This window comes from Synechococcus sp. WH 8016 (assembly GCF_000230675.1).
Taxonomy (GTDB): Bacteria; Cyanobacteriota; Cyanobacteriia; order PCC-6307; family Cyanobiaceae; genus Synechococcus_C.
On sequence record NZ_AGIK01000004.1, the window covers coordinates 134,153 to 155,998 of the forward strand.

Annotated in this window: 24 protein-coding genes; 13 read left to right on the plus strand and 11 right to left on the minus strand. The window is 47.7% G+C overall.

The annotated features are described in order from the left end of the window. Positions 1-193 precede the first annotated feature (193 nt). Positions 194-391, plus strand: coding sequence for a hypothetical protein (locus SYN8016DRAFT_RS10695; protein WP_253909860.1), 198 nt, complete (start codon positions 194-196; stop codon positions 389-391). A gap of 257 nt (positions 392-648) precedes the next feature. Here the strand turns inward: SYN8016DRAFT_RS10695 and SYN8016DRAFT_RS15970 are convergent, their stop codons facing one another. The 3 genes from SYN8016DRAFT_RS15970 to SYN8016DRAFT_RS10700 form a co-directional block, all read right to left on the minus strand. Beyond that, complete coding sequence (locus tag SYN8016DRAFT_RS15970) at positions 649-780, minus strand: hypothetical protein (RefSeq protein WP_006854419.1); 132 nt, start codon at positions 778-780, stop codon at positions 649-651. Positions 781-898: 118 nt separating this feature from the next. After that, on the minus strand, positions 899-1,204 hold the full coding sequence (locus tag SYN8016DRAFT_RS15095; protein ID WP_141561484.1) for a hypothetical protein: 306 nt from the start codon (positions 1,202-1,204) through the stop codon (positions 899-901). After that, entirely contained in the window at positions 1,176-1,580 is a 405-nt protein-coding gene (locus SYN8016DRAFT_RS10700) for a hypothetical protein (protein WP_006854421.1), read from the minus strand. The genes SYN8016DRAFT_RS15095 and SYN8016DRAFT_RS10700 overlap by 29 nt, the downstream gene beginning before the upstream one ends. 23 nt (positions 1,581-1,603) lie before the next feature. Here SYN8016DRAFT_RS10700 and SYN8016DRAFT_RS10705 point away from each other — a divergent pair, with 23 nt between their 5' ends. From SYN8016DRAFT_RS10705 to SYN8016DRAFT_RS10715, 3 genes are all read left to right on the plus strand, one after another. Continuing rightward, positions 1,604-2,227 carry a hypothetical protein gene (locus SYN8016DRAFT_RS10705; protein WP_006854422.1) on the plus strand — a complete coding sequence of 208 codons (624 nt, stop codon included), beginning with the start codon at positions 1,604-1,606 and terminating at the stop codon, positions 2,225-2,227. Positions 2,228-2,297: 70 nt separating this feature from the next. Beyond that, entirely contained in the window at positions 2,298-2,615 is a 318-nt protein-coding gene (locus tag SYN8016DRAFT_RS14600; RefSeq protein WP_006854423.1) for a DUF3303 domain-containing protein, read from the plus strand. Positions 2,616-2,713: 98 nt separating this feature from the next. Then, positions 2,714-3,103: a putative quinol monooxygenase gene (locus SYN8016DRAFT_RS10715; protein ID WP_038014499.1), complete on the plus strand. Its 390-nt coding sequence runs from the start codon at positions 2,714-2,716 to the stop codon at positions 3,101-3,103. Positions 3,104-3,257: 154 nt separating this feature from the next. Here the strand turns inward: SYN8016DRAFT_RS10715 and SYN8016DRAFT_RS10720 are convergent, their stop codons facing one another. Then, positions 3,258-3,593, minus strand: a complete 336-nt coding sequence (locus tag SYN8016DRAFT_RS10720) for a 4a-hydroxytetrahydrobiopterin dehydratase (protein WP_253909864.1) — start codon at positions 3,591-3,593, stop codon at positions 3,258-3,260. A gap of 407 nt (positions 3,594-4,000) precedes the next feature. Between SYN8016DRAFT_RS10720 and SYN8016DRAFT_RS10725 the strand changes: the two genes are divergently transcribed. Both SYN8016DRAFT_RS10725 and SYN8016DRAFT_RS15100 read left to right on the plus strand, forming a co-directional pair. After that, the gene (locus tag SYN8016DRAFT_RS10725) at positions 4,001-4,342 is read left to right on the plus strand and encodes a hypothetical protein (protein WP_006854428.1); all 342 of its coding nucleotides are present in this window, start codon (positions 4,001-4,003) and stop codon (positions 4,340-4,342) included. Positions 4,343-4,426: 84 nt separating this feature from the next. Continuing rightward, positions 4,427-4,789 (plus strand): hypothetical protein, encoded by a 363-nt coding sequence (locus tag SYN8016DRAFT_RS15100; protein ID WP_141561485.1) that lies wholly within the window; start codon positions 4,427-4,429, stop codon positions 4,787-4,789. A 507-nt stretch (positions 4,790-5,296) separates the two neighbouring features. Here SYN8016DRAFT_RS15100 and SYN8016DRAFT_RS15400 read toward each other — a convergent pair. Next, positions 5,297-5,539: a hypothetical protein gene (locus SYN8016DRAFT_RS15400; RefSeq protein WP_159098324.1), complete on the minus strand. Its 243-nt coding sequence runs from the start codon at positions 5,537-5,539 to the stop codon at positions 5,297-5,299. 313 nt (positions 5,540-5,852) lie between these two features. Here SYN8016DRAFT_RS15400 and SYN8016DRAFT_RS10740 point away from each other — a divergent pair, with 313 nt between their 5' ends. The 4 genes from SYN8016DRAFT_RS10740 to SYN8016DRAFT_RS10755 all read left to right on the plus strand — a co-directional run bounded on the left by SYN8016DRAFT_RS10740 (position 5,853) and on the right by SYN8016DRAFT_RS10755 (position 11,367). Then, on the plus strand, positions 5,853-7,121 hold the full coding sequence (locus SYN8016DRAFT_RS10740) for a site-specific integrase (RefSeq protein WP_006854432.1): 1,269 nt from the start codon (positions 5,853-5,855) through the stop codon (positions 7,119-7,121). 278 nt (positions 7,122-7,399) lie between these two features. After that, a complete protein-coding gene (locus SYN8016DRAFT_RS10745) occupies positions 7,400-7,684 on the plus strand; it encodes a hypothetical protein (RefSeq protein WP_006854433.1) in 285 nt (94 codons plus the stop codon). 227 nt (positions 7,685-7,911) lie between these two features. Then, complete coding sequence (locus tag SYN8016DRAFT_RS10750; RefSeq protein WP_006854434.1) at positions 7,912-9,909, plus strand: VapE domain-containing protein; 1,998 nt, start codon at positions 7,912-7,914, stop codon at positions 9,907-9,909. A gap of 951 nt (positions 9,910-10,860) precedes the next feature. Beyond that, positions 10,861-11,367, plus strand: coding sequence for a hypothetical protein (locus SYN8016DRAFT_RS10755; RefSeq protein ID WP_141561487.1), 507 nt, complete (start codon positions 10,861-10,863; stop codon positions 11,365-11,367). A gap of 866 nt (positions 11,368-12,233) precedes the next feature. Here the strand turns inward: SYN8016DRAFT_RS10755 and SYN8016DRAFT_RS10765 are convergent. The 4 genes from SYN8016DRAFT_RS10765 to SYN8016DRAFT_RS10780 form a co-directional block, all read right to left on the minus strand. Next, a complete protein-coding gene (locus SYN8016DRAFT_RS10765) occupies positions 12,234-17,135 on the minus strand; it encodes a DUF4011 domain-containing protein (protein ID WP_006854439.1) in 4,902 nt (1,633 codons plus the stop codon). Between the two features lie 250 nt (positions 17,136-17,385). Then, positions 17,386-17,922 carry a hypothetical protein gene (locus tag SYN8016DRAFT_RS10770; RefSeq protein WP_006854441.1) on the minus strand — a complete coding sequence of 179 codons (537 nt, stop codon included), beginning with the start codon at positions 17,920-17,922 and terminating at the stop codon, positions 17,386-17,388. After that, on the minus strand, positions 17,919-18,230 hold the full coding sequence (locus SYN8016DRAFT_RS10775; protein WP_006854442.1) for a hypothetical protein: 312 nt from the start codon (positions 18,228-18,230) through the stop codon (positions 17,919-17,921). Before SYN8016DRAFT_RS10775 ends, SYN8016DRAFT_RS10770 begins: the two co-directional genes overlap by 4 nt. A gap of 97 nt (positions 18,231-18,327) precedes the next feature. After that, the gene (locus SYN8016DRAFT_RS10780; protein WP_006854443.1) at positions 18,328-18,597 is read right to left on the minus strand and encodes a DUF1651 domain-containing protein; all 270 of its coding nucleotides are present in this window, start codon (positions 18,595-18,597) and stop codon (positions 18,328-18,330) included. A gap of 60 nt (positions 18,598-18,657) precedes the next feature. Between SYN8016DRAFT_RS10780 and SYN8016DRAFT_RS10785 the strand changes: the two genes are divergently transcribed. Then, complete coding sequence (locus SYN8016DRAFT_RS10785) at positions 18,658-19,209, plus strand: hypothetical protein (protein ID WP_006854444.1); 552 nt, start codon at positions 18,658-18,660, stop codon at positions 19,207-19,209. A 50-nt stretch (positions 19,210-19,259) separates the two neighbouring features. On the opposite strand, the gene SYN8016DRAFT_RS10790 is transcribed toward SYN8016DRAFT_RS10785, so the two are convergent. Beyond that, positions 19,260-19,718, minus strand: coding sequence for a hypothetical protein (locus tag SYN8016DRAFT_RS10790; protein ID WP_006854445.1), 459 nt, complete (start codon positions 19,716-19,718; stop codon positions 19,260-19,262). 162 nt (positions 19,719-19,880) lie between these two features. On the opposite strand from SYN8016DRAFT_RS10790, the gene SYN8016DRAFT_RS10795 reads away from it, so the two are divergent. Together SYN8016DRAFT_RS10795 and SYN8016DRAFT_RS10800 are read left to right on the plus strand one after the other, a co-directional pair. Continuing rightward, entirely contained in the window at positions 19,881-20,174 is a 294-nt protein-coding gene (locus tag SYN8016DRAFT_RS10795; protein WP_006854446.1) for a hypothetical protein, read from the plus strand. A 64-nt stretch (positions 20,175-20,238) separates the two neighbouring features. Beyond that, the gene (locus SYN8016DRAFT_RS10800; protein WP_006854447.1) at positions 20,239-20,625 is read left to right on the plus strand and encodes a hypothetical protein; all 387 of its coding nucleotides are present in this window, start codon (positions 20,239-20,241) and stop codon (positions 20,623-20,625) included. A 297-nt stretch (positions 20,626-20,922) separates the two neighbouring features. Here SYN8016DRAFT_RS10800 and SYN8016DRAFT_RS10805 read toward each other — a convergent pair whose 3' ends face one another. Then, on the minus strand, positions 20,923-21,840 hold the full coding sequence (locus tag SYN8016DRAFT_RS10805) for a hypothetical protein (RefSeq protein WP_006854448.1): 918 nt from the start codon (positions 21,838-21,840) through the stop codon (positions 20,923-20,925). Positions 21,841-21,846: the final 6 nt, after the last annotated feature.

The following is a 21,846-nucleotide window of genomic DNA, read 5'->3' on the forward strand; positions in this document are numbered from 1 at the left end:
AAAATCTAGAGAATAACGGATGCGGTGGATCGCTTGAGGCATAGGGTTATCCCAGGCATGTTTTTTCGGAATACCAGGACCGTACCCAGGCTCCGCTCCGTTGATTCCCCTCTGCTGCGGTTTAAAGCCCGACTAATCTTTAAAGATACACAATGATGAGCTTTCGGTGGAAGCCACAGACTCAGTACTGATGATGCGCCACGTTCATGAGCACGGCTTCCAGGCTGATGGCTGCACATGGCAATTAGCCAAACAACAAGGGAATAGAGCAATCCGAGGAATGGGCTCTAAAAAGTTCGCTAAGGCTGTTCAGGAGCTTGTCTCTCTCGGCTATGGGGTGGTGAAAATCGAAAAACCTCTTACTTACCGCTCTCTGAAGGAGATGGCATAAAAAAAGGCCAGCTTCCACGCAGACCTTTTGAGTGATTGAAGACCGCTCCCTCAAGCGACGTTCGTTTGCAGATCCCGTCCGAGGAACGCTACACATATAGTAACAGGCTTGTAAAGCTTTGTAAAGCTCACTGCTCTTGGGCTTGATTCAACTTGTAGATGTTGAGAGCGAAGCAGGCGGTCCCGAAGCTCACAAGAAGCACGAGAAGATCTTGGGTGTTCATGGGTTGAACCGGTAAGGAGTGTTCAGAAGGGGACTCAGTTTTGAGCTGATTTTGCTTTCTTCACGACTGGCAGATCGGAAGGCTGGGCAAGGATGTACACCACGGCAGCGGAGACAATTCCGGTGAAGGCGATCAGGCCAAAGATGGCGGTTGAGTAGTCGGTCATCAAAAGCGCTCGTGAACTTATGTAACGGACCCTAGAGGTTTTTGTAACGGGTTGCAAAGGTCGCACGCCTCAGGCTGATCGTTGCAGCGGGCATCACAGCAGCGGTTGATGCAGGTCATCAGCTCACTGCGATAGCAGGTGGCATCCCCATGCGACCGTCAATCCCATTAGAGGCAAAGCCTCGATGAGCGAAACAAACAATGTTGAACGACCAAGAGAGGGCTTCAGCAACGATGACCACAAAAAACAAGCTATTTGCTTCTTCTATCCCCCACCATGGATGAGATCTTGATTGCCTAGGATTTTGAAAAATGACAGGCAATTCCAGCACAAACGAGAAGCGGAAAAAATTGCTCTCTGCCATTACGAGCGAAGTATTAATAGAAGAATGACCGTTATTCCATCCAAAGTTTTTTGAAAGCATAGGGAGCAGATTCACGCTGCTCCATAGATGCTTCACGAATGAAGGTGATGCAAGCATTTGAGCCATCAAACTGCTTGTTATTGATGACCATTTCCATCGCAGCATTTAAGCTTTTCCCTTTTTTTAATCCTGCATCAAGAGTTTTTACAGCACCATCAGGATCGCACTTACCAAGCTTCAGTGGTTCTGTGTCTTTGGCATGGCTTGTTGGAATGACACCGACAGACAGGATGAAGCTCAAGAACAACAGATTGATCAACGTCATCGTCCTATCGCTCATAACAATGAGTAAAGCATTAATCTCTTGAAATTTCCGCCCTGGGATATGACAAAAGATGCATGAGGGAAGTAAAACCGTTAAGCCCTTGATCAACATCTTTCAAGACGATCAGGGTTTTGATGGCAGCGGGAGCGCGCAGCTTTCCCCCAGCAGATCTATCGCACAACAACATCAACGCTACACCTGGTCAGCCACAGACCTTCGGACTGATCACCCGTTTGGGGGTAGAGCGAGAACAGCGCTGCTGTTTTGCTGAAAGGCCGAACAGCCCAGACCTCTGGTCTGATCCGATGAACAGGACCAACGAATTCCTCAGCCCCAAACAAGGCAACAAGCTCGGGAAATCAGGTCTGCTGATGCCCCCCTTACGCGATGTCCAGTTCTCCTTCGACATCGAAGACCTCACCCCTCACCAGGACGAATACTGGAAATGGTGGGTCCATAGGATGCAGCTGGCGATCAGTCGCAGCTACGAAAACGATGATGTGCCAGTCCTGATCACTGACATCGCTGAGGAGTTCAGCTATGCCTGTAAGTGGGAGCTGGAGATCATCAGGACCATCTCAGACATGGCCCTAGAGCTGAGGCGAATGCGCCTCTCAATCAACGAAGAGGAAACAGACGGAACAACTCTTCAAAGCGACTATGCGGCAAGCTTCTACCCAAGTCCCAGCGGGAATCACTCGGCAAAAAGCACGATGCGTTCATTCATCTGGGCTGATTGTCATTTGACAGGTCACTGATCAGTTCCGTAACACAAGTGACACTTACTCATTAGAGCCACTGGTAGAGAAGGTCATTGGTTGAAAGTTAATGCAGCACTATTTAATCGTCTGGAATTTCCCAACAGTGGAAGGGTCCTGGGATGCCTGCACTCCATTTGCTGAATACATCAATGCTGGCGGCCCTGGAGATTGCTTCGATGGCTTTGAGCTCAAATATCGCGTCTGCGAGCCCATCGGTGGAACAGGAATGGCCATTGCTGTTGCTAGCAACATAGGCAAGGTCTGGGCCCATCTTGCCCCTTGGATCAAGGGCTTTGGCATCGAATTCGAAGTGACACCTGTTGTTTCCGATGCTGAGTTCGCGGCCATGTGGCCAGGAGTTCAAGCTGCTGCCTCCACTGACTGACCAGCTGGTTGCATCACCGCCACCCTCAGTCCGTTGACTGCTGCGACTGAACGTATTGAGGGTGACTTTGTCATAATCAAGAAAATTCAAGGCTATAAATAGCGACGTTCGATCAATCCACTCCCTTCATGCTTCTGGCCCGGATCCACGTGAAGCAGGGCTGCGTGGACCAGTATCTAGAGCTTGCCCGTGTGACTGATGCAGCCGTTCAGTCTTCCGAGCCTGGAATGCTTCATCACACCTTTGATCAGGATCCGGAAGACCCACAGATGTTTGTTTGGTCAGAGGTGTACTCCAATGACAAAGCCTTTGCCCTTCACGTCTCAAATCCTCCAGTCCAGGAATATTTGCAAAAGCATGCTGAACTAGGGGATGGCTTGAGCATTGAGGTTTACGGCACTGTTGGCGAGGAGTGCAGAAAGCTGATGGAATCTTTCGGTCTTCCTCTCAAGATTTACCCATCCAAACTGGGATACAGCAGATTCTAAGCGAAACCAGATCAATGCCAACTTGGTGACTCAAATCGTTCGCACTGATTGAGAATCGTTCCCCGCCACAGGCGGGTTTTTTGTTGAAGCAGAGAAAGCCTTATAAACAAAAGCCTCCTACTTAGCTGCAGATCATCTTCCTCAAGACGTCGATCTAAACATCAATTCCATTCAGCTTTGCTGCCAATACAGCATCCGCTTGCGTTAGGCCATCCACCTTATGGGTGTAAATCACAGCTTCCGCATGTGCCCAGCCCAGGGAAAACTCAGCATGGTGTCCCTCGACCTCACAGATCGCACCAGCTGCATTCACCCAATCGAGGGCCGTCTGAAAATCGATGAATCGCAACGAACGCGTGAGATGATGGTTATCAACCACTTCCCAGCCAGGCAGTTGAGGCAGCAGATCAGCAAGTTCTGCTTCTGTGAGTTTGGGAGCCCCTTCTTGGCAGGGGATACAAGTCTGTTTGGCTAAATCCATTGAGATCACCGTCAACATTTTCAGTATGGCCACAGCATTGATAGACCTGCATTGAATCCATACAGGGGAAGCTGCTGATGGATACAAGGTCGAAACCTTCTTCAAACGACAGCCTGAGGGGGAGAAGCTGAAACAGGCCTACAAGCTTGAAGCCCATGCCAGGGCCTGGGCCTCTACAGCCGAAACAGACGGTCAACAACCATGAATGCAATAAAAACCCTGAAATACATCGAGCAGCTTGGCGAGAAGGATGAACGAGAAGACGACAAATGTAAACACTGCAACCAATTCAATGGCGTTAAAGAACATCAAAACCGTTCGCGCTCAATGGAGGCGTGGAGAGGTGATGCACTAGCAAGAAAAGCTTGGCGCAGAAGCGTTTCCTAAACGCAATGAAACAAATTTCAGCATGGCCGATGGCCACCCTTTCTGTATTAAAGACTACGCATATACTTCTAATCAGCAGTAAATTGGAAGGAACACGCAAAAGGAGAACAGCGATGGAAATAGAGGCATTCCGCAAACAATTGATTGACGCCAACCCCAAAATGACTTCACCTGCAAAACAGGAACTGATATCCGAAGATTTAGTCATCGCTTACGAAGCGTTAGACCGCATAACAGATAATCTCGGGGAGTTAATTGACGAGACAAATGACACCGAAAAGCTCGTTTACTACGCACAAATGAGAGGAGAATTATGCTCTCACTTCAATGGGTTAGCCATGCTGTTAGAAGACTATAGCCAGGATGTTTAGCAATCACCGTTCCAGGCGACTCCCAATTTTGTATTAGAAATTACCCAAAGCAAATCCAAATCACGGATAAGATTTGGGTATTAAATGCAAAATCCAATGACAACAACACCAAGGCTTCACAGGCCGATCCGTCGATCAGGAGCAGGAAAGCATGACAAATCCCACCCTCCAAATCCAACGGCTGCACCCCCGGCTACGTATCAGGAGGCCATCTCGCGTGATTTAGTGATTGCACTTGAAGCAACGGAAAGACTCAACAAAAGCCTTGACGAACTGATTGAAGGGAATGGATGTAGCGAGTTTCTTGCCTCCCATAGACTACTAGTAGAGAAGATAACGTCCAATCGCAATATTTTGCACATGCTGATTCGAAATACCATGGATATCAGCATCAAGACGGACAAGCCAGAGCTTAGAACCAAATACCCCGACTATTTCACAAAATAAATCGAGGCCATGAAAGCATCATCACCCGAAAACAACTGAGCTCTCTGACTGTTTATCCCTAAAAGCAGTTTAGAAGTCAGCTCATCAAATTATTGTCGTAATCGCAAGGACAAACTGATCCCGCCACAAGCGGGATTGAGCTTGTCCACTAAGCCTATGAGTAACATCACAGCAACGCTTGACGCGGGTCATCAACTCAGCCATTAACTCGGGAGATGGTGTGTTGTGCGAAGAAAGTCTTTTGCTCATAATCAATCAACATACTATTTCCAATGATTAACTCTGAAAACAATGCACGACTGCCCGGTATGAACAAAATTATCAGCGGAAATCCTCAGAGCAATCTGTGTCATTTCCTCCAGAAAGGATTGCTTGGTGCTCTTACAGCCACAGCAGTCCTACACGGTGAGGGGTTGGCACATACCTATTCAGGCCAACACATCCATACAAGATCAGCCGCCTTCCTGCGCAACTGCATGGGCCAATCACCAGCGACAGTTACCTCGATCAACAGTGGGTGCCCGAACCGTTAAAAAGGGTTAATCGGGATTGGCTCGTCGGTGATACGCCTGCAAACGGTGCAACGTCATTTTTCAGGGCAAAAAGGGCTTTGGTACCTGGCGCGAGTGATCCAAAACCAAACCTCAAACCAGGCAGCTTCAAACCATGCACCAGCAGGTTCGATTGGTTGGCTGAGAGCGAATAAGTTCTAGCCGAAACACTGATAAGCATCTGCTGGTACGAACCCACCTCAGGTCTTGCGAGAACTGATGCATGAACCCACCGCTGCCGAGCGAAGTCAAATTCGCCATAAACGGCCACCTGGAGACCGAGATTGCACACTAAAAAAGCGGACCCTTGAGATCCGCTGTCTTGGAAAGATTGAAGGGGGCATTCCACCCCCACGAGTCACTTGGGTGATACGGCTATCCACGAGTATTACGGAATCAGTGCTGACGGGCATAAGGATTAACAACTCAGTCAGAGACTAAAACAAAAGACGACTGTTGACGACTGCTCACTATTAGACAAAACTAACTTGTCGGAAATTTGTCGGAAAACGATGCCGCGTCGCAACCTCAGCGAAATGCCCTTGTGGGAGATGAGGTTGGTCTCAATCACCAGCAAGTGGGCTGGGTGGAGCGTCACCAACGACAAAGGCTACGTCTGCATCCGCTATCGGGTAGCCAGCAAGCCAGCGCAGCAGGTGAATCTTCCCAAACTCCGTTATCGGGAGGAGGACGAAGAAGCGGCAATTAACTGGACCAGACAGCTCTACAAGGTGTGGAGCGGAGCAGATGGAGAGCGAACTCTGAAGGATTGCTTGGCAGAGGTGAAAGGCAGCAGCGATGTTCAGACGCAGGAGGAAGAGGTGACCTGGGCCAAGATCGCCTTAGCGATGAAGGAATCGAAGACCCAGTTCGGGGACAAGATCCAGCAACACACATGGAAATCGAACTGGGAGCCGATTCTCTCGGAAGCGGTGCGGGTACTGGGGAGAAAGAACTCCCCGGCGGATGGCTACGAGTTACTGAAGGCAGTGATTAAAAAATGGCAGCACGCACCATCTACCCAGAAGGAATGTGGCCGCTATTTGGCGCGGTGGATGGAGTTCGCGGTTCGGCGCTACAAGGTGCCGCGCTCATGGCTCATCACCCAAGCGGATCGCGATGAGCTGATCCCAAAGCGTATTAAGAGACGAAAGAAGGCCGTCCTTGAAGACAACGAAATCCTGGCGTTTATCGCTGTAGTGCAGAAGGAGAATCCGGCCTGGGCAAATCTGTTCCGGATGCTCACGCAATACGGATTACGACCGACCGAATTGCAACACCTTTCAGTGGTGAAAGACCCAGTAACTCAAGAGAAAACTTTCTGGTGCAGCTACGAAAAAATCGGCGGCGAAGAAGAGACGGATCCCAGATACCTGAGAGCCATGTATCTACGCAATGAGGACGACAACCCAGTGCAGTGGCCACTGGTTGCGGAGTGGGAGGCGGGGACGTTGAAGTTGCCTGAGGGTCAGCTAAACGGAGCCGCGTGCAATCGACACGTTCACCGCAAGCGGAAGGGTGTGCCCACTGGACCAACGCAAAAAGAGTGGATTCGACTGGTGGAGAAGTACGCCGCAAAGCCCGCTCCCGAGTGGTTGAGGGTCTATTCCTTCAGAGACACATTCGGCGTCCGATGCAAACGAGAGGGGCTAGACAAAGGCGCAATTTGCGACGCAATGGGGCACTCTGAAGCCGTTCATGACCGCTCATATCGAACGATCACGGATTCAATTGTCGCCAGAGCTTTCGAGTCGTCAGCAACATCGATCCCTTTGGAGTAAACACCAGTAGTGGTGGTTTAGTGGCATAAATGGTTGGCAATCTCTACCAATGGTGGTACGTTAAATGACGAAAGCAGCACAGGCGGCCAGTTGTTACCACCACCTCTCTGGAGGGTGACTGCAATCCAACCGATTTCACAAGTTTCAGGGTGCCCAGCCTAAAAGCCCCTTCCGGACGATTGCTCCGACCTATCCACGGCACAGAGGGTCAGAAACTCCCAGCGTGGCTTGAGCCACATCGGGAGAAGCTCACTTACTTCGTGAACTGCGCAGTCCGTATGGATTGGGAGGTTTCACAACCGCACTGGAAACGGTGTCATGTTCGTCTTGGAGAGAAGGCCGTGGTGCTGGTGTTCAAGCCCGGCCACGACCTGCCCCAAAACGCTGATCGCCTAACCCGCGCGCAGCGACTCCACTTCTGGAAAATCGTTCAGAAGTGGGTGGCAATGGAAATGGGCAACCGAGACAAATCGACGAAATCGGACGCCAAAAAAAGCAATGAAAATTGCGTCCATAGAGACGGCACAGCCGAACTCAACAGCAACAACAGCCGAGGTCGCTAAAGAGGCACGGCTTGCAATAGAAACCCTCCTCCGAATGAGGCGGATGGAGAGAGGCCCCTTCGCAGAACATCGCGACTGGGTCTTCATCGGAGCCGGCACTAGACAGCTCCGATGGAACAAGGAGCAAGCAATCAAAAGCCTGTGGAACTTCAAGCGGCAGCCCGCGTCGGAGGTTGAAACCTTCAGCGCGTCGGCCAGCCCACTGAGTTGAAGCGGAGCCAGACACCGTGACAACACAAAATAAGCGCCCCAGCTGGTGGGGCAAAGAGCTACGCCGTTTGGACGGGCTTCCTCTGCTCCCATGTGGAGCGGGTGATACCTACAAAGCCCCTCTTCTTAGCGGGTGGCAAAACAAGCGGTTCAGCCTGGATGAGGTGATGGAGTTCCCTGGGCTTCGATGCATTGGCATGAGGTGCGGACCAGAAGCCGATGGCTTACTGACCATTGACTTCGATGGTGAATCCGCCATCGATTACGCGGTTGAGAAGTTCAACTTCGACCTCTCCACTATCAATCTCAACAACTGGATAATCGTCAGGGACAGCGACGAAAACAGATTTAAGCTCGTCGTAAAGGTCCCGAAATCACAGTGGGATGGTCTCCCTGGGAAGACCGTCATCAAGACCGGGGAAAAAGAACAGATCGAGTTCTTCTGGTCCTCAGGTCAGGTAATTGTTGCTGGAGAGCATGTCTCCTCCGGGGATAAATACCACTGGGCAGACACAGGGCCACGAATGGTCAGGGAAATCCCCCTATCGCTATTTGCTCTGTGGAAATCGGGCTTTAGCCAGGGCCATGATCATTACTCCAGCCGAAGCGAAGGCAGTCGAACTCGACAAGAAGACGCGCATTGGATCGACTGCATCCCCTGCCCGATTTGTGGCCGAACTGAACACGACTGTCGCCAAAGCCGCGACAAGAAAGTGATCCTCTGCCACTACGGCTCCCGCTGGAGTCCACCTTTGATGGCAAAGGGCGAGATGCTTGTTCGCGGCGGGATCACCTGGGCCTACTGCGGTGACAAAACTACCGCCGTCGGAGAGTCGGCGCTATTCCGCATCCATGAGGAGCAGCCAAATCAAGCGTTACGCCAAAAGCGTGTTGAACCTGGCTTCGCTTTAAAGCTGATGGCTCAACAGCTCGGCGACGTTCCGAGGCTGAATGTAAGAAGCCGTGGCATCCACATCAATGGGGCCGAGGCCACAGCGACTCAAACAGAGAACCTCTACCTCCGTTTATCGATGCCTCCAAGCCCAAACAAGTGGAGTCAGAAGATTGCTCGCGATGCCTTCATCGAACTTGCTCACGAGCACGAGTTCGATCCTGTCGAGGTCTACCTAAACAGCCTCGAAGCAGACCCTCTCGCCGATGAGGACTGGCATCAGCTCAGCCGATTCCTGTTCGACTTCAGCGACCCCATCACCGATGCCTTCATGCCTCGGTTCCTAGTGGGCGCGGTAGCCAGAGTGATCAATCCAGGATGTCAACTCCGGCAGACACCGGTGCTCCTTGGTGGGCAGGGGATCGGCAAGACAGAGATGGGCAGGGCGCTGTTCGGACATGAGTTCTACGGCGACGGTTTAAGTCCGGCACTCGACATCGACGATGTGACCCGCCTCCAGTTCGTTTGGGGGATGGAGCTTGGCGAGCTGAACGGCATCACACGACAAACACAGCAAGAAAAGCTCAAAGCCTTTCTAAGCAGGCGGGTAGATCTAGTTCGGCGTAAATATGCTCCCGGCACCGAGCCAATTCAGAGGCGCTCGACGTTCTGGGCGACCACGAACAAATCGCCACTGACGGACAACACCGGCAGCAGCCGATTCGTGATGATCCCCCTTGGGAGCGACAAGCTCCCGATCTCCAGGGTGAAAGCCGCAAGGGATGCGATTTGGGCCAGAGCCCTCCTCGAATACCGCAATGGCTACCAGCACTGGAGCACAGACGAGGAGATGGGCGAGATCCTTGCCAGAAACTCCGCCTACGACCTGGTGGATCCGTGGTTGGAGCCGCTGCGCGAATGGATTCTGATGCGTGGCACCACTGCCTACATCAAGCGGGCAGAGGTTTACGACTTTCTCGACATCCCTAAAGAGAGGCAGAACAACTACAACGCCCAACGCATCAGGGAGCTTATGACACATCTTGGGTGGGTCACGGACCGCCGCCGTATCGACAAGGACAAGTGGGTCCGTGCGTTCTGGAACCCTCGCCAGCCGGAATAGTCATCTCTCCTCAATAACCAATATCCCCCTTTATTTAGAAATGGATAAAGGGGTGGTTCGGATGGTCAAATAATCCAGCTACCCGTCACAACCAAGTCAAGACAAAATGTCGAACGCGTTAACCCAATGAGCCTAAAAGATCATTGGTCTCAACAGCAATTACGCCAACAGCAACGCCAAGCATCACTGCTACCGACAAGCAATCACTTTTAGCGTTTTCTATCTAATGACCACTTTCAGCCATAAACCCTAGGCTACTGATAATCACGCAAACACCGGTGAATAGGGAAAATTCACCGAATCTTAGCTATATTCAGCTTTGAGCAAAAATAAATAGCCTTACCATTGAGCTCAGATCATGGATCCAAGAAATAGTTTTATCGCTCTATAGGAAACAGCTAATTGAACAGCATCTGAATTAAGCTGACCTGTTCAGATGATGGAATACAAGGAACATTTAAACATAAAGAAACTATTTCAAAGCACAATCCACTAGCACCCTAGAAGAGGTTAACAAACCCCTAATCCCCCAACTCGGGGCGATCTACGACAATGGGAGTGAGGTGGAGGAATACATAGCATAGTTCTGCCATCACAGAGTCCCGCATTCCGGCGGAAAGACCTTCAAGACAGTATTCAACAAACCCTGGCTCAGGAGAAGAAGAACAGAAGCCGTTAATCGCTTCAATTGCAAAATCGACGAGCTTCGGACCAGAGGGTAAATAAAATAGAATAAAAATTCGGAAGAAGGATCCCAAGGGAAGAACTAAAGCCCTAACAAAAGCACCAAAACAAACGAGAGATCAAAGTTTCACACATTATTTTAAAGCTTAATACTAAACAGAAAGATTTGATTCTTTGGCTCAACCATGCTAAAAAAAGCAAAAAAAACACTGCCTTATGGATAGTCACGGCGAACTCATCCTCAGAAAGGGGCCATTTGGGTTGAGAATGGGACTGAAGAGGGATGAATACCCCGGCTCACTACAAGAGGTCAAGCCAGGGCTCTACCAGCCGACAGAAGTCCCAAAGCCTCACTCAGCCTTTGAGTTCCATGTTCTTCAGTTTGGCCCATCCTGTGGCCTTTCCTGGATAAAAGCGATTGGGAAAACCATAGAGACGAACGATTTTGGAACACCTATCGAGAATGCTTTTGATGACATGAAAAAGAAGCTGGTTAAGGCATATGGAGAGTCAGAGAATTTCTCTTACTTAATGCAAGGAAGTATTTGGAGCGAACCGCGAGACTGGATGCAAGGCTTACTCAATGGAGATAGAGTTTTAGCCGCAAGATGGGAAGCTCATTCGCACAAAGAACTTCCTAACCAACTATCATCTATCTTTTTGGTAGCCTGCGCAACTGATACGTCAAATGGTTATATAGCAATTGAGTATGCATTTGAAAACCATGCAGCCGCAGAAGAAGAAATTGCAGAGCTAGAAGACGATGCTCTCTAAAAATGCACAGTGAAGGCAGCAACTGAGCAGCAAAGACAACGCAACCAAAGGCAAGGTCGAATCCAACAATCGTACCCAGGCAGAGGGATCTAGACCCTCTAATTGCTAAAGACATTAACAAAGAAAGCACTAATTACAGCCTTGGCCATGTTGAAGCATTTTAGTTGCTTGGTTCAATACATGAGACTCTCATTCCGTGAACATACCATCGTCAATATTCAACAAGAGTCACATCACTGACAAGAGGAATGACAATGGCCCTGATGTTACTCATTTACGCAATTAGAGACAAATACTTAAAGCCCGGCTACACATCGATTGAGAAACACTTGTTACTTAGCATTCGTCGATAGCTTCACTAGCTCCGTATCCGTGGAACTCGTTGTCTAGCTGTTGCGTTGATCCCTAAGCCCGTCATCCAATCAAGCTGCTTAATGCAAGCAACAACAGCTCCAGGATTATTCTGTTGTTTTGCCTGACCAGCGGCAGCCATCAGCGTCTGGATGGACCAAGCCAATAGCTCTTGCCTATCGATACCGGTCTCATCAACATCGGCCTTGATCTGCGACCAGGCACGTTTAAGAAGTTCATACCCGCGAGCTCTGCTAATCCCCCACTCCTTTCTCGCAAAAGCGAGACAAGAGGAATTTGGCTGACCCTCCAAGATCATGACTTGAAGGTGATCGACTCGTTCAGCGGTCTCTAAAGCAGTAGCTCTTGCCATATTCGAGCAACCTCCTTATTGATCACGAAACCAAGGCGATAATTTTAATAATAGAACAATCCCTATAGAAGAGAAACGACTTCTTACAAATAAAACAAACTCTCAATTCAACAAGGGAAAAAAGAACATCGACTTCAAAAGGCTAGGAAAGCAGGTCTCTAATATAAGTATCAAGCAGGTTCAACTCTCGCTGTGGGTCACGAAACCAGTCTGTTGACCAAACACGATAAACCTTCCATCCAAGCCCCTCTAAGACTTGTTGACGCAGGCGATCTCGCGATCTCGCACTAAAAGAAGAATGGTATGACGCCCCGTCACATTCAATTGCCAATAGGTAACGCGAAGGATCTCTTGGATCACGTATTGCCATATCGATTCGGTAAGAGGCAACACCAACTTGGAGATCTACCTGATGACCGAGAGAAACCAAAGAGTTTCGTACAGAATCTTCAAAAGGACTTTCGACTTCACCTCCAGATCGCTGCAAGTCATCAGCAATTGAACCTGATAAAGCGAAGTCAAGATAGCCACGTAGAGCACGCACACCCCTACTTGAGTTCTCAGTGATTGAGATGTCTGATGGCATCAAGGAAGAGACTACTATGACCTTGTGCTTAGCACGAGTGAAGAGTACATTTAGACGCCTCCAACCTGAATCTTTATTAATTGGACCAAAGTTTTGCATGACACGACCGTCAGAGCCAGGTCCATAGACAGTTGAGATAATGACAACATCACGCTCATCTCCTTGAACATTCTCAAGGTTCTTTACGACTAATTCGTCAAGGGTGGATTGATGGGTAGAAGAAAACTTCTCAAGCAAAGGGTCATTCTGGATCTCCCTCTCCAATGCCATCTTGAGTTCCGAAGTTTGAGCCTGATTCATTGTGGCTACCAAGATTGTCCTATCAGGCTCTGCAGAGATCTGACGCTTAAGCACCTGGATCACCTGCTCTACTTCCGACAAATTGATACCACCGGAATACAATGGGTTCTCAACTTGAACAAGATTTACTTGGGAGTCAACTTTATTTGAGGCGAAGATTGTCAGGGAGTTTTCGTAAAAGTAGTAATTCGAGAAGCTTATTAATGATTGATGACGTGAACGGTAGTGCCAACCGAGCGAGCAACCGTTAGCGGCTAGAACCTTATCTGCAAGCTCAAGGATAGATTCATTATCTTCAATCTCGACATCGACTTCATCTTCATCTGAGACGAGATCTCTTTTCTGAAAGAAGTTGGTTGGTGGAAGCTGATTTCTGTCGCCGACAATAATGACTTGCTTAGCTCGTGCAATTAATGAAAATGCTTGCTCAGGCTTCATCTGTGATGCCTCATCAATGACGAGTACATCAAAAAGAGCAGGACGCTTAGGAAGCAGCTCTGCTGCAGAAGCAGGCGACATCATCCAACATGGCTTGAGACGAGAAAGCGACTCAAAGGCTTGCTTGACTAGCAACCTAGTTGGCAAATGACGGCGCTGCTTTCTGATCTCGTGTTGAATTAATGGCCCCTCAGTAAAAAGCCGTGGGCTTCCAGTAGATGTCCCTGGTAACAGAGCATTCTTTGTTCCAGCACACAAGGAAGCTGCTAGAGCCTTGGAAGAGTCAAGGATAAAGTCTTCATCAACCTCTCTAAATAGTTCACGTAGAGAATTGACTGAGGCACCAGATAAGGTACTTATTTGCGCTTCTAATTGCAACTCACGAGATTGCATAGAAGCAATTGCTACTGTCAGGATACGCCTTGGAGGCAAACCTGACTCAACAGATAGCTTGACAACCTCTGCGACCCCCTTAGAAATTCCCTTCTGAGATAGAGAGGAGACAACTCGAAGGTATTTGAGAATTTCAGGCTGAAAAGATACTGCCTTATCAGTAAGGCTAAGCAGGGTAGAAAAGGCGTCAGCAACAGTAACATCAGATAGAAAATTTTCTACAGAGTTAGCAGAGAGAAAATCCGCTATGGGAGCTGTAGATGAAATAGTATTAAGGGAATCTTTCCTAGAGAAGCATGCAAGATTTTTTCGAAGTGCCGAGCAAGTAGCAGAGACCCCATACGACGAGAGTGACTCGCTAATAGCAGGTGGTAATGATGAGAATTTTATATCATTAAAAGTCGAGAGTAGTGACTCAATATTGGAGCCACTCAGTGAGAATGAAAGATCCTTATCAGAGAAAATATTATTGCTGATTAGGAATTGATAAAGAGAATCTACCGCATCCTTAAAAGCCGAAAGATCGCGAGCTAGAAGTGATAGATCATATGGATCTAATGCAGAAATTGAATCTCTTATTCCCTCCCCAAGAAGACTTATCTTTGAACCTATAGATGCTAAGCTGGCACCAGAAACCTTTTCTGCTTCCTGAAGAGTCCTTGCCGATAGGCATATCAGCTCCGGGACAGAGATAGATTCAGAGATCGTGGCAAGTAGTTCCAGTGCAGATGCTGCTAGCTTCGGATCATCTAAAGAGCCATAAAATTGAACCAGGTCACATTCATGATCATCGGCGGAATCTAATTGGCTTGAAAGGTCGCGTAGCTTCTCAAGTGGAAGAACCTCATTGATCAAAGCTTCTTCCTCGGAACTACGCCTTATATATTCAGAACACTTTGAATATATTTTGGCAAGTTGAGGCAGCGCCGGTCTTTTTGTTTGACTATTACTAACAAGCTTCCAAAGTAATTTAGCAGAACGAACTTTGGCATCAACAATACACCCCAAGGGACCAGTATCTCGGATTGATTGCACACTATCCCGAAAGCGAAGAGCATCAACTTCACCAAGAGAACTAACTTCCACGCCAAGTCCAGTCAGCTCAGTAGCAAGATTTGAGTTTCGCTTAATTTCTAAAAGTGCGGCGTAGCAACTTGAGACATGTTGAGAAGACTCAGAATGAGCAATAACCTGTGCTGCGATTTGGATAGGTATCGCAGAAGCAGACCTAGAGAAATCTATACAAGCAGCAGTATCTCCATAACAGAGCTTTTCTGTGATTGCTCGATCCATACGAGAAAGAAGTCGTCCAGTAGCCCGACAGAAGTCAAAAGAATCCCTTAGCAAATCCTGAAAATGCTGTACCGAGTCAATATTTTTCTCATCCTTAACTAGATTATCAATTGCTATCAAGCAGTCTTGGAGCTGAGAAAACCGTTTTGATTCTCCAAGAAGTGGATATGTCCAGGAAGGTATATGGTCCTGGACACTTTCTCGTGTCTTGATGAGACGTAAAGCCTCTGAAAGATTAGTAGCAAAGCTCTCATTAATAGGAACGTCAGGTGCAACGCCGAAGGATTCGGACAGCTTCTCAACAGTAGAGAGTTGATCAAGGAGAAACTGATAGTATTCGTCCGTTAATTCAGAGATGGTAAGTCTCTCTTGATTGGACTCCTGAAGGAGCAATTCATAGTCAACCCTGAGATTGTGAAGAGCATCTAAAAGACTTGCTAGCTCACTTTCAGTAACAGGAAGTCCTACAATTGTTGAAATGTTTTGTAGACCACAATCAGAAAGAAGCTGTGAGGTTTGCGAAAGCTGATCCAACTCATCAGTAGCTCTCTCAAGAAGAGCAGGTGTTATAACATCAACATTAATTTCTTGAGCCCTAGACAAGGCGAAGAGTTCGGATTCATCAGCTACCGCTAGCTTATTCGATACCAACTTCCAAATTGAATCATGAATAGAGGTATCCCCAAATGAAGTCGATAGTGTTTTATTAAGAAGTCCTGAGTGATCGTTAAGTTCGGTCCTAAGAGTCTTGAGTTGCTCTAGAGATTGAGAGTAGTTCTTTTGAGAGTACTTTTCAACCTGATAATCGATTCGCCTCTTGATCTCTTGATGAAGCTTAAGCTTGGAACAACCAGCATTATGCATTTCAAGACAAAACTCTTCCAGCCCTTTCTCGCTAAGCCTATTCTTAACTACCTCCAGTGCAGCAAGCTTATCTGCAGCAAATAAAACTCTTTTACCACTATCTAAAAGACAGGCAATCATATTGGTAATGGTCTGACTTTTCCCAGTTCCTGGTGGACCTTGAACAACGAGGTTATAGCCCTGAATAGACTTTTTGATGACTGCATATTGTGTGCTGTCAGCATCAGAAATAAGCTTTGGAACTTCGAACGCAGTCAAAGACTGCTCATCTTCATCCTGTGAAGACGAAAGCTCGCCCATCGGCTCAATGCTGGCCGATGGAGTTCCCTGGATAAAATCAGATAAAAAACTATTTGAGCTAAGCGGATCTTCATCCCAACACGAAAAGTCAAGATCATTATATATAGAGATATTGGTAAAACTAAAAAGTCCTAGAGTAGCCCACTGTTTAAGATGCCAAGGCTGTCCTGAGTGATTCTCATTACGTTCAGACAAAAGGACCTTAAGTTCATCAAAAAATTCCGATAACTGAGGCTGACCTTCTTCATCAACAGATAACGCTGGTAGCTGAAGCCCCTCATCCTCACTTAGCTTTCTCCAAAGAGAGATGTTGATCGAAGGATCATCCTCTCCTCCATCAACAAAATATATATATCCATTTGTCGACTTCTCCCTTGAAATCTGGACAGGTAAGAGAACTAAAGGAGAGAAACGCTCTTCAGTCCCTATCGAGCCTCTACTTTCATACCAATGAAGAAAACCAATAGCAATATTTAGAGTATTAATTCCTCTTTCTTGAAGACTGAGGCGGTTTTCAGATCTGAGCTTCTCGCAGCTAAGGCTAAATACAGGTTCTTCTTCAATAACCTGAATGAAATCATCGGAATGCTGAGACGAGAGAGTAGATATATCTGTCAAAAGTGTAAGATCTACCTCATAGGCATTTTCCGGTGGCTTTGCTATAAGCTGAAGCCGTGATTGCTGATCTAACTTTTTAAGAATTATTTCTGGCACCTCATCAGCTATCCGAAGATAGTTTTGCTTTTTTGATCTTGAAGTAGGGCCTGAGTGCTTAAAATTTATAAGCTTATTTCGACCACCAAGATCAAGCAGCAGCTTACGTTGTGCCTCTAATTTGGCGAGAAGTTCAGTTGAATTTTGACTAGACACTACTGTTCAAGCCATAATACTAATCACAAGCCTAGCCCAATCAAAGATTACCGGCTAGCCCGCCAAACATGATGATTCCACCAGCAATCCAGACTACGAGTTCGGCTTTACTTGCTGGTGGTGCAGAGGCAGCTATTTCAGCTGGAACTTGGGAAGAAAAATCAGTCATTGTGTTTGAGAAAGAATTTTTTATCGGTAGATTGATAGCGACACACGCGCCCCCTGCTTTTCCCTTTCGGGTGTTGTCTTGCTACTTAATACTCTCCCAACTATGGCGTTGAATTTCAGCGAGACTTGGGTGTTTCCGAGCCCAAAGCTGCAGTAAAGGATTGGCGTTTAACTTCTCTTCCCAGCTCATGCGAAATATGGTCATTTTAGGTCGAACTTCATTTTCTGGCTGCCATGTCAAATCTGCAACAGGGCAGCTTCCTCTCGACAGCTCTAAACCCAATACTTCCAAATCTTTTGCAATCTTAATTCCTTGCGCTGAACGATACCCATTACCAAAAAGGTCCTTATATGAATAGTCAGTATCTGCTTTCCATTTTTCACGGCATAGTTGCCGCGCGCCCGTATTTGTCTCCCATGCCCAATCGGAAACAGAGTTCAGCTTTGTTCTGAATTTATCTTCAGGACATTTATCATTAGCCAGTGAAGATTCGGCTCTCCTCGCTTTCGAGATCATATCTTCTGATAATTCTCGAAGGGCTAGACATTCGGCCATGCTTCCTGCAATAGATGGTGAGGCAAAACCTATTGACAAAACCAATGGGATGATCCGAATCATTTGCCCTCTACGCAAGTCCAACGACCATCAAAGTACCAAATAGGCTTATAAATCTTTGTGGTGATTTGACGGCCAGCCGCTTCACACTGTTCGATTGACTCCATAGGCAGAATTTGTACTGACGGACTGCTGTATTGGGCGACTCTCGGTTTACTGCCACCATCAGGCTGTTTGTAAGAACCCAACACTAAATAAGTAGTTGCTGCATTTGCAGCAGGTGCCATGGCAATGAGCCCACCCATCGCTGAGGCAAGGGCAAGTAAAAGTGGAGTTGTTTTCATAGCCTCGATTTGAGTACCGGAGGTCATCATCCCTCCTAAACTTCTTCATTGTGGTTCCCACTGCAATACCAGTCATCACCCGTTCGGGTACATGCAGCATTTGCATAATCCCCCAAACGGGTAATCAGCAAGGCGGCGGCGTGCAGCGTTCCCAACCGATCTTCTGCAGGTTGATCCACATCTCGATGCCTAGGTGTCTGAGCATTCGCTGCTGCCTGACGGGTTTCCCAAGCCGTGCTGACAAGCGGTAGTAGCTCACCAGAACGAACTGAGCATGTTGCGTTGCTGCATCGGGCTTGATCTGGAGGAGCATCCCTTCTTGCCTGTTCAGCAGCCAGCCCTCACCATCGAGCCTCTCTTTGTATAGGGCGTAATCAGGCTGCTGCTGCCACATCACAGCAGTTTGCTGAGGCGAGCTGAATCAGTCAGTATTGATGGAATTGGATTTGCCGTTATGGCCTTTAAGGCTGGGCATCGCAGGGGTCAGGTCTGGGATGACGTGAAGACCCTCGACAAAATCATTGGCAATACTCGGTTCAACCTGACCGGAAAGTCAGAACGCGAGTTTGAAATTCACTTCATGTCATCCGTTAACGCCAACGCTGATCGGTTGAACGGGAAGATTCATTCACAGGTTGACAAGGAAACTGTCGTCCAAAGCGTCTACTTATTTGGCAAGAAGCATCGTCCAGACCTCACGATCAACGAGGACGGTATTGCGATTGAAATCAAGTACCTCTCAGGCAGCCTGGACGGCCTCAAGCAAGCGATTGGTCAGAGCATTTTTTATCGAGTGCGCTACCGATTTGTGATTAACGTTTTCGTCCTCGATGAGAAGTACAAAGAGACTTATCTAAAGGGTGCGAACGATGCGGAGAAGGATTTGGAGGAGATTTTCCGAGAACTCAGTACAGATATGAATATCTTCAGCTATATAATCCCAGCCTTCAACCCTGGCTCGAATATCAAAGCCCTTCTGGCCTGGAATGATATTTCTGACGCATAAAAACACTCCTACTGCTGCTGTCGTGGGATTGACCTGAGCAATTAATGAATCTAATTTTGCCAGAATGGCATGGTCCACTTGCCAGATCGATCTTTTTTAAACCGAGCCAATTCGTTATTGCCTTCATCCATCAAGCAAATAGTCTTATCATCGATGATTGATTTGGCATACACAGGCCGTCTATATGTGCCTCGTTCGTTCCAAATCTCAACGCATGCATTGTAATCATCAGCTCCTTCGATAGGCCCTTCTGGCTCGCTAACTTCAAGGATTAATTCTGGCTTGTCAATGTTTGCATTGTTTGCTTGCTCACCTGACAAGGCATCAGAAATTTTACGTAATAGCTGATGCTGACGCCTGTCAGATAGTCCAACTGTGGCGATCAATGCCAGAGGCCCCAATAGCAATCCAGCGAATCCCCATGCTGTTCCATTGTGATTTTTATCAGCAGCAACAATTGCACATAAAAGAGCAGTAATTATCCAAGCTAAAAATAAAGCGAAACCCATGCGTTGAGTATATTTTGGTTAACTCTAGTCTTCAGGACAGCTGTAGAAATTTGAAAGCAACATTCCTAAATGCGATGCCTAGAAATGGTCTCGGCGCCGTGACAGTTAGAGATGGTCACATCACCAAGAGGTGGCATCACCCGACGCTGGCAAAGTGGGCTGATGGAAGGGAAAGCAGCGCGAAAGGTAGCCCGGAAGGCTCAAATTCCAGAGCTTCTGAAAAAGCGCGAGGAAGAGGCAAACCTCCCCGCTGAAGAGGTCAAACAGAGAAAACGTGAGCAGGACAAGCGCAATAGGGAAGCAACAAGAGAAATGATGCGTAAACAGGCAGAAAAAATGGATTTCAGCCCTGGTCCATCAGTCCCATCAACTCCAGCCGTCAGAACTGGATCCCGTGGCGGCAAGTACACGGAAGCCGTCACCAAAGAAGGACGCCCTTACCGCCGCTATTTCTGAGCCTCCAACCCCTCCAGCTCCGTCTGATCCCTGACTTCATCTAAAGCACTGGCAAACTGGGCTGATGGGCTACCGCAGGCACTACGACTACCCAGATAATCCAGGAACTCGTATTGGCCACGTAACGGCAGTTGCAGGCTTCTGGGGGATGGGTGGCTGGATAGTCGGCGCAATCGTTGGAGGAGCGGATGGAGTATGGGGCGTATATATCGGCGGATTTTTATTAATTTTCTTGGTTGGGCATTTCTACATCTGGGGCGCTCCTGTTCAAAACCAAGGCACAGAAGCTGAGATGTTGGCAGACCCAGATCTAAATACGCAGGATTTTCAACTCCACTGGAAAAGACTGGAGATGTTCGGCCACTCCAAATACAACGGAGAAACGGAATACATGGGGCCACGCGGAGGCGTTTATAAGTACACAGCTTCTGGTCACAAGAATTACCGCTGAGCCTCCAACCCCTCCAACTCCGCTAACACCTCCTTAATCAGCCCTAAAAATCCCTATTTCCGTGTCAAGCAGAGATAGTTAATAAAATTCCTGAGCTGTTGCCTAGTGAGAGCCTGCGGGCTCAACACATCCACATGCATTTGGGCTGGAAGGGACCCAGTCGGAACTACTAATCCGTCCGCGAAGCAGAAAGTTTCCTTGATCAAATCACATCTCTTAAGCAACTTGCTGCATTTGAGAACGGTACGAGGCACAACGTGATTAATATTTAGCCCTAAAGGGGTTGCATTGACATCCCTACTTTTCAGTAAATATCATCGCGCGTGTACGCACCATAAAATCAGGAACTTCAGCAAGTGCATGCAGCTTGCTCTTGGTACTCATAGCAGTAGCAAATACCTCTGCAGCTAAACCTCCTACCCTTTCTTGTTCAAACTTGGCTTTTTTAGCTGTCTTCCATAAATCTTCCTTGAGCGCCTCGATCGTGTGCTGCTGCATCACCTTTTCCGCATGCTCAAGCGACCAAAGAGCATTTTTCTTTAATCCCTCTTTCAATTCTTCGCTAAAGTATCTGTTGGAATCATAGTTTTTCCAGTCTTCATTTTTAACAGCTTCGCTTGCTTCCATATGTTTTCTCATGGCGCGAGCTGTACTCAGCATATTCTTAGTGCACCTCTCCCAAAGAGCTTGTTCGAACTTTTTTTCTCTTTCTAAAAACAGGCGAGTTTTATCTGAGACTTCTATCCTCCAATCGATATCTATTGCAAGCTCTGTTGGATTTGGACCTCTATGAGGAAGAATACCGTTGGCGAGAAGATTTAGCTGCCCCCAACCCTCATCATTTTTCTTGGCAAGCTGAAGGTAGGCCGGCAGTCTTGTGTAATGAGACAAGTGATTGGAGATTATTTCATACATTGCTGCCTCCCTATACGCTTTGTCTAAGTATTTTAGAGCCTTTTCATAATCCTTTTCTCCTTTACACTTAACAGCTTCAGAAACCCACTCTTGAATTTGTTTTATCGATTCATCGCTCTGACGCGGTTTATCTGCTGCTGAATCTTGCTGATGGGAGAGCCTTGGAGAAAGCTCTGGTGCCGCTGGTGGCATTGCAGCCGACGCACTTGGTTGAGTCGTCCTGGCTTTTGAGCTGAAGAGCTTTATGGCGACTAGATAAGCCACCGCCAACACGACTAAAAAAAAGAAAAGAGCCCCCATCTATGA

What these genes read in the sequence shown, in the direction of transcription:
- SYN8016DRAFT_RS10695 (WP_253909860.1), top strand. Translation starts at nt 194, where the DNA reads ATGCGCCACGTTCATGAGCACGGCTTCCAGGCTGATGGCTGCACATGG.
- SYN8016DRAFT_RS15970 (WP_006854419.1), bottom strand. Translation starts at nt 780, where the DNA reads ATGACCGACTACTCAACCGCCATCTTTGGCCTGATCGCCTTCACCGGA.
- SYN8016DRAFT_RS15095 (WP_141561484.1), bottom strand. Translation starts at nt 1,204, where the DNA reads ATGCTTTCAAAAAACTTTGGATGGAATAACGGTCATTCTTCTATTAAT.
- SYN8016DRAFT_RS10700 (WP_006854421.1), bottom strand. Translation starts at nt 1,580, where the DNA reads ATGTTGATCAAGGGCTTAACGGTTTTACTTCCCTCATGCATCTTTTGT.
- SYN8016DRAFT_RS10705 (WP_006854422.1), top strand. Translation starts at nt 1,604, where the DNA reads ATGGCAGCGGGAGCGCGCAGCTTTCCCCCAGCAGATCTATCGCACAAC.
- SYN8016DRAFT_RS14600 (WP_006854423.1), top strand. Translation starts at nt 2,298, where the DNA reads ATGCAGCACTATTTAATCGTCTGGAATTTCCCAACAGTGGAAGGGTCC.
- SYN8016DRAFT_RS10725 (WP_006854428.1), top strand. Translation starts at nt 4,001, where the DNA reads ATGGCCACCCTTTCTGTATTAAAGACTACGCATATACTTCTAATCAGC.
- SYN8016DRAFT_RS15100 (WP_141561485.1), top strand. Translation starts at nt 4,427, where the DNA reads ATGCAAAATCCAATGACAACAACACCAAGGCTTCACAGGCCGATCCGT.
- SYN8016DRAFT_RS10740 (WP_006854432.1), top strand. Translation starts at nt 5,853, where the DNA reads ATGCCGCGTCGCAACCTCAGCGAAATGCCCTTGTGGGAGATGAGGTTG.
- SYN8016DRAFT_RS10745 (WP_006854433.1), top strand. Translation starts at nt 7,400, where the DNA reads ATGGATTGGGAGGTTTCACAACCGCACTGGAAACGGTGTCATGTTCGT.
- SYN8016DRAFT_RS10755 (WP_141561487.1), top strand. Translation starts at nt 10,861, where the DNA reads ATGGGACTGAAGAGGGATGAATACCCCGGCTCACTACAAGAGGTCAAG.
- SYN8016DRAFT_RS10770 (WP_006854441.1), bottom strand. Translation starts at nt 17,922, where the DNA reads ATGATTCGGATCATCCCATTGGTTTTGTCAATAGGTTTTGCCTCACCA.
- SYN8016DRAFT_RS10775 (WP_006854442.1), bottom strand. Translation starts at nt 18,230, where the DNA reads ATGACCTCCGGTACTCAAATCGAGGCTATGAAAACAACTCCACTTTTA.
- SYN8016DRAFT_RS10780 (WP_006854443.1), bottom strand. Translation starts at nt 18,597, where the DNA reads ATGTGGCAGCAGCAGCCTGATTACGCCCTATACAAAGAGAGGCTCGAT.
- SYN8016DRAFT_RS10785 (WP_006854444.1), top strand. Translation starts at nt 18,658, where the DNA reads ATGGCCTTTAAGGCTGGGCATCGCAGGGGTCAGGTCTGGGATGACGTG.
- SYN8016DRAFT_RS10790 (WP_006854445.1), bottom strand. Translation starts at nt 19,718, where the DNA reads ATGGGTTTCGCTTTATTTTTAGCTTGGATAATTACTGCTCTTTTATGT.
- SYN8016DRAFT_RS10795 (WP_006854446.1), top strand. Translation starts at nt 19,881, where the DNA reads ATGGAAGGGAAAGCAGCGCGAAAGGTAGCCCGGAAGGCTCAAATTCCA.
- SYN8016DRAFT_RS10800 (WP_006854447.1), top strand. Translation starts at nt 20,239, where the DNA reads ATGGGCTACCGCAGGCACTACGACTACCCAGATAATCCAGGAACTCGT.
- SYN8016DRAFT_RS10805 (WP_006854448.1), bottom strand. Translation starts at nt 21,840, where the DNA reads ATGGGGGCTCTTTTCTTTTTTTTAGTCGTGTTGGCGGTGGCTTATCTA.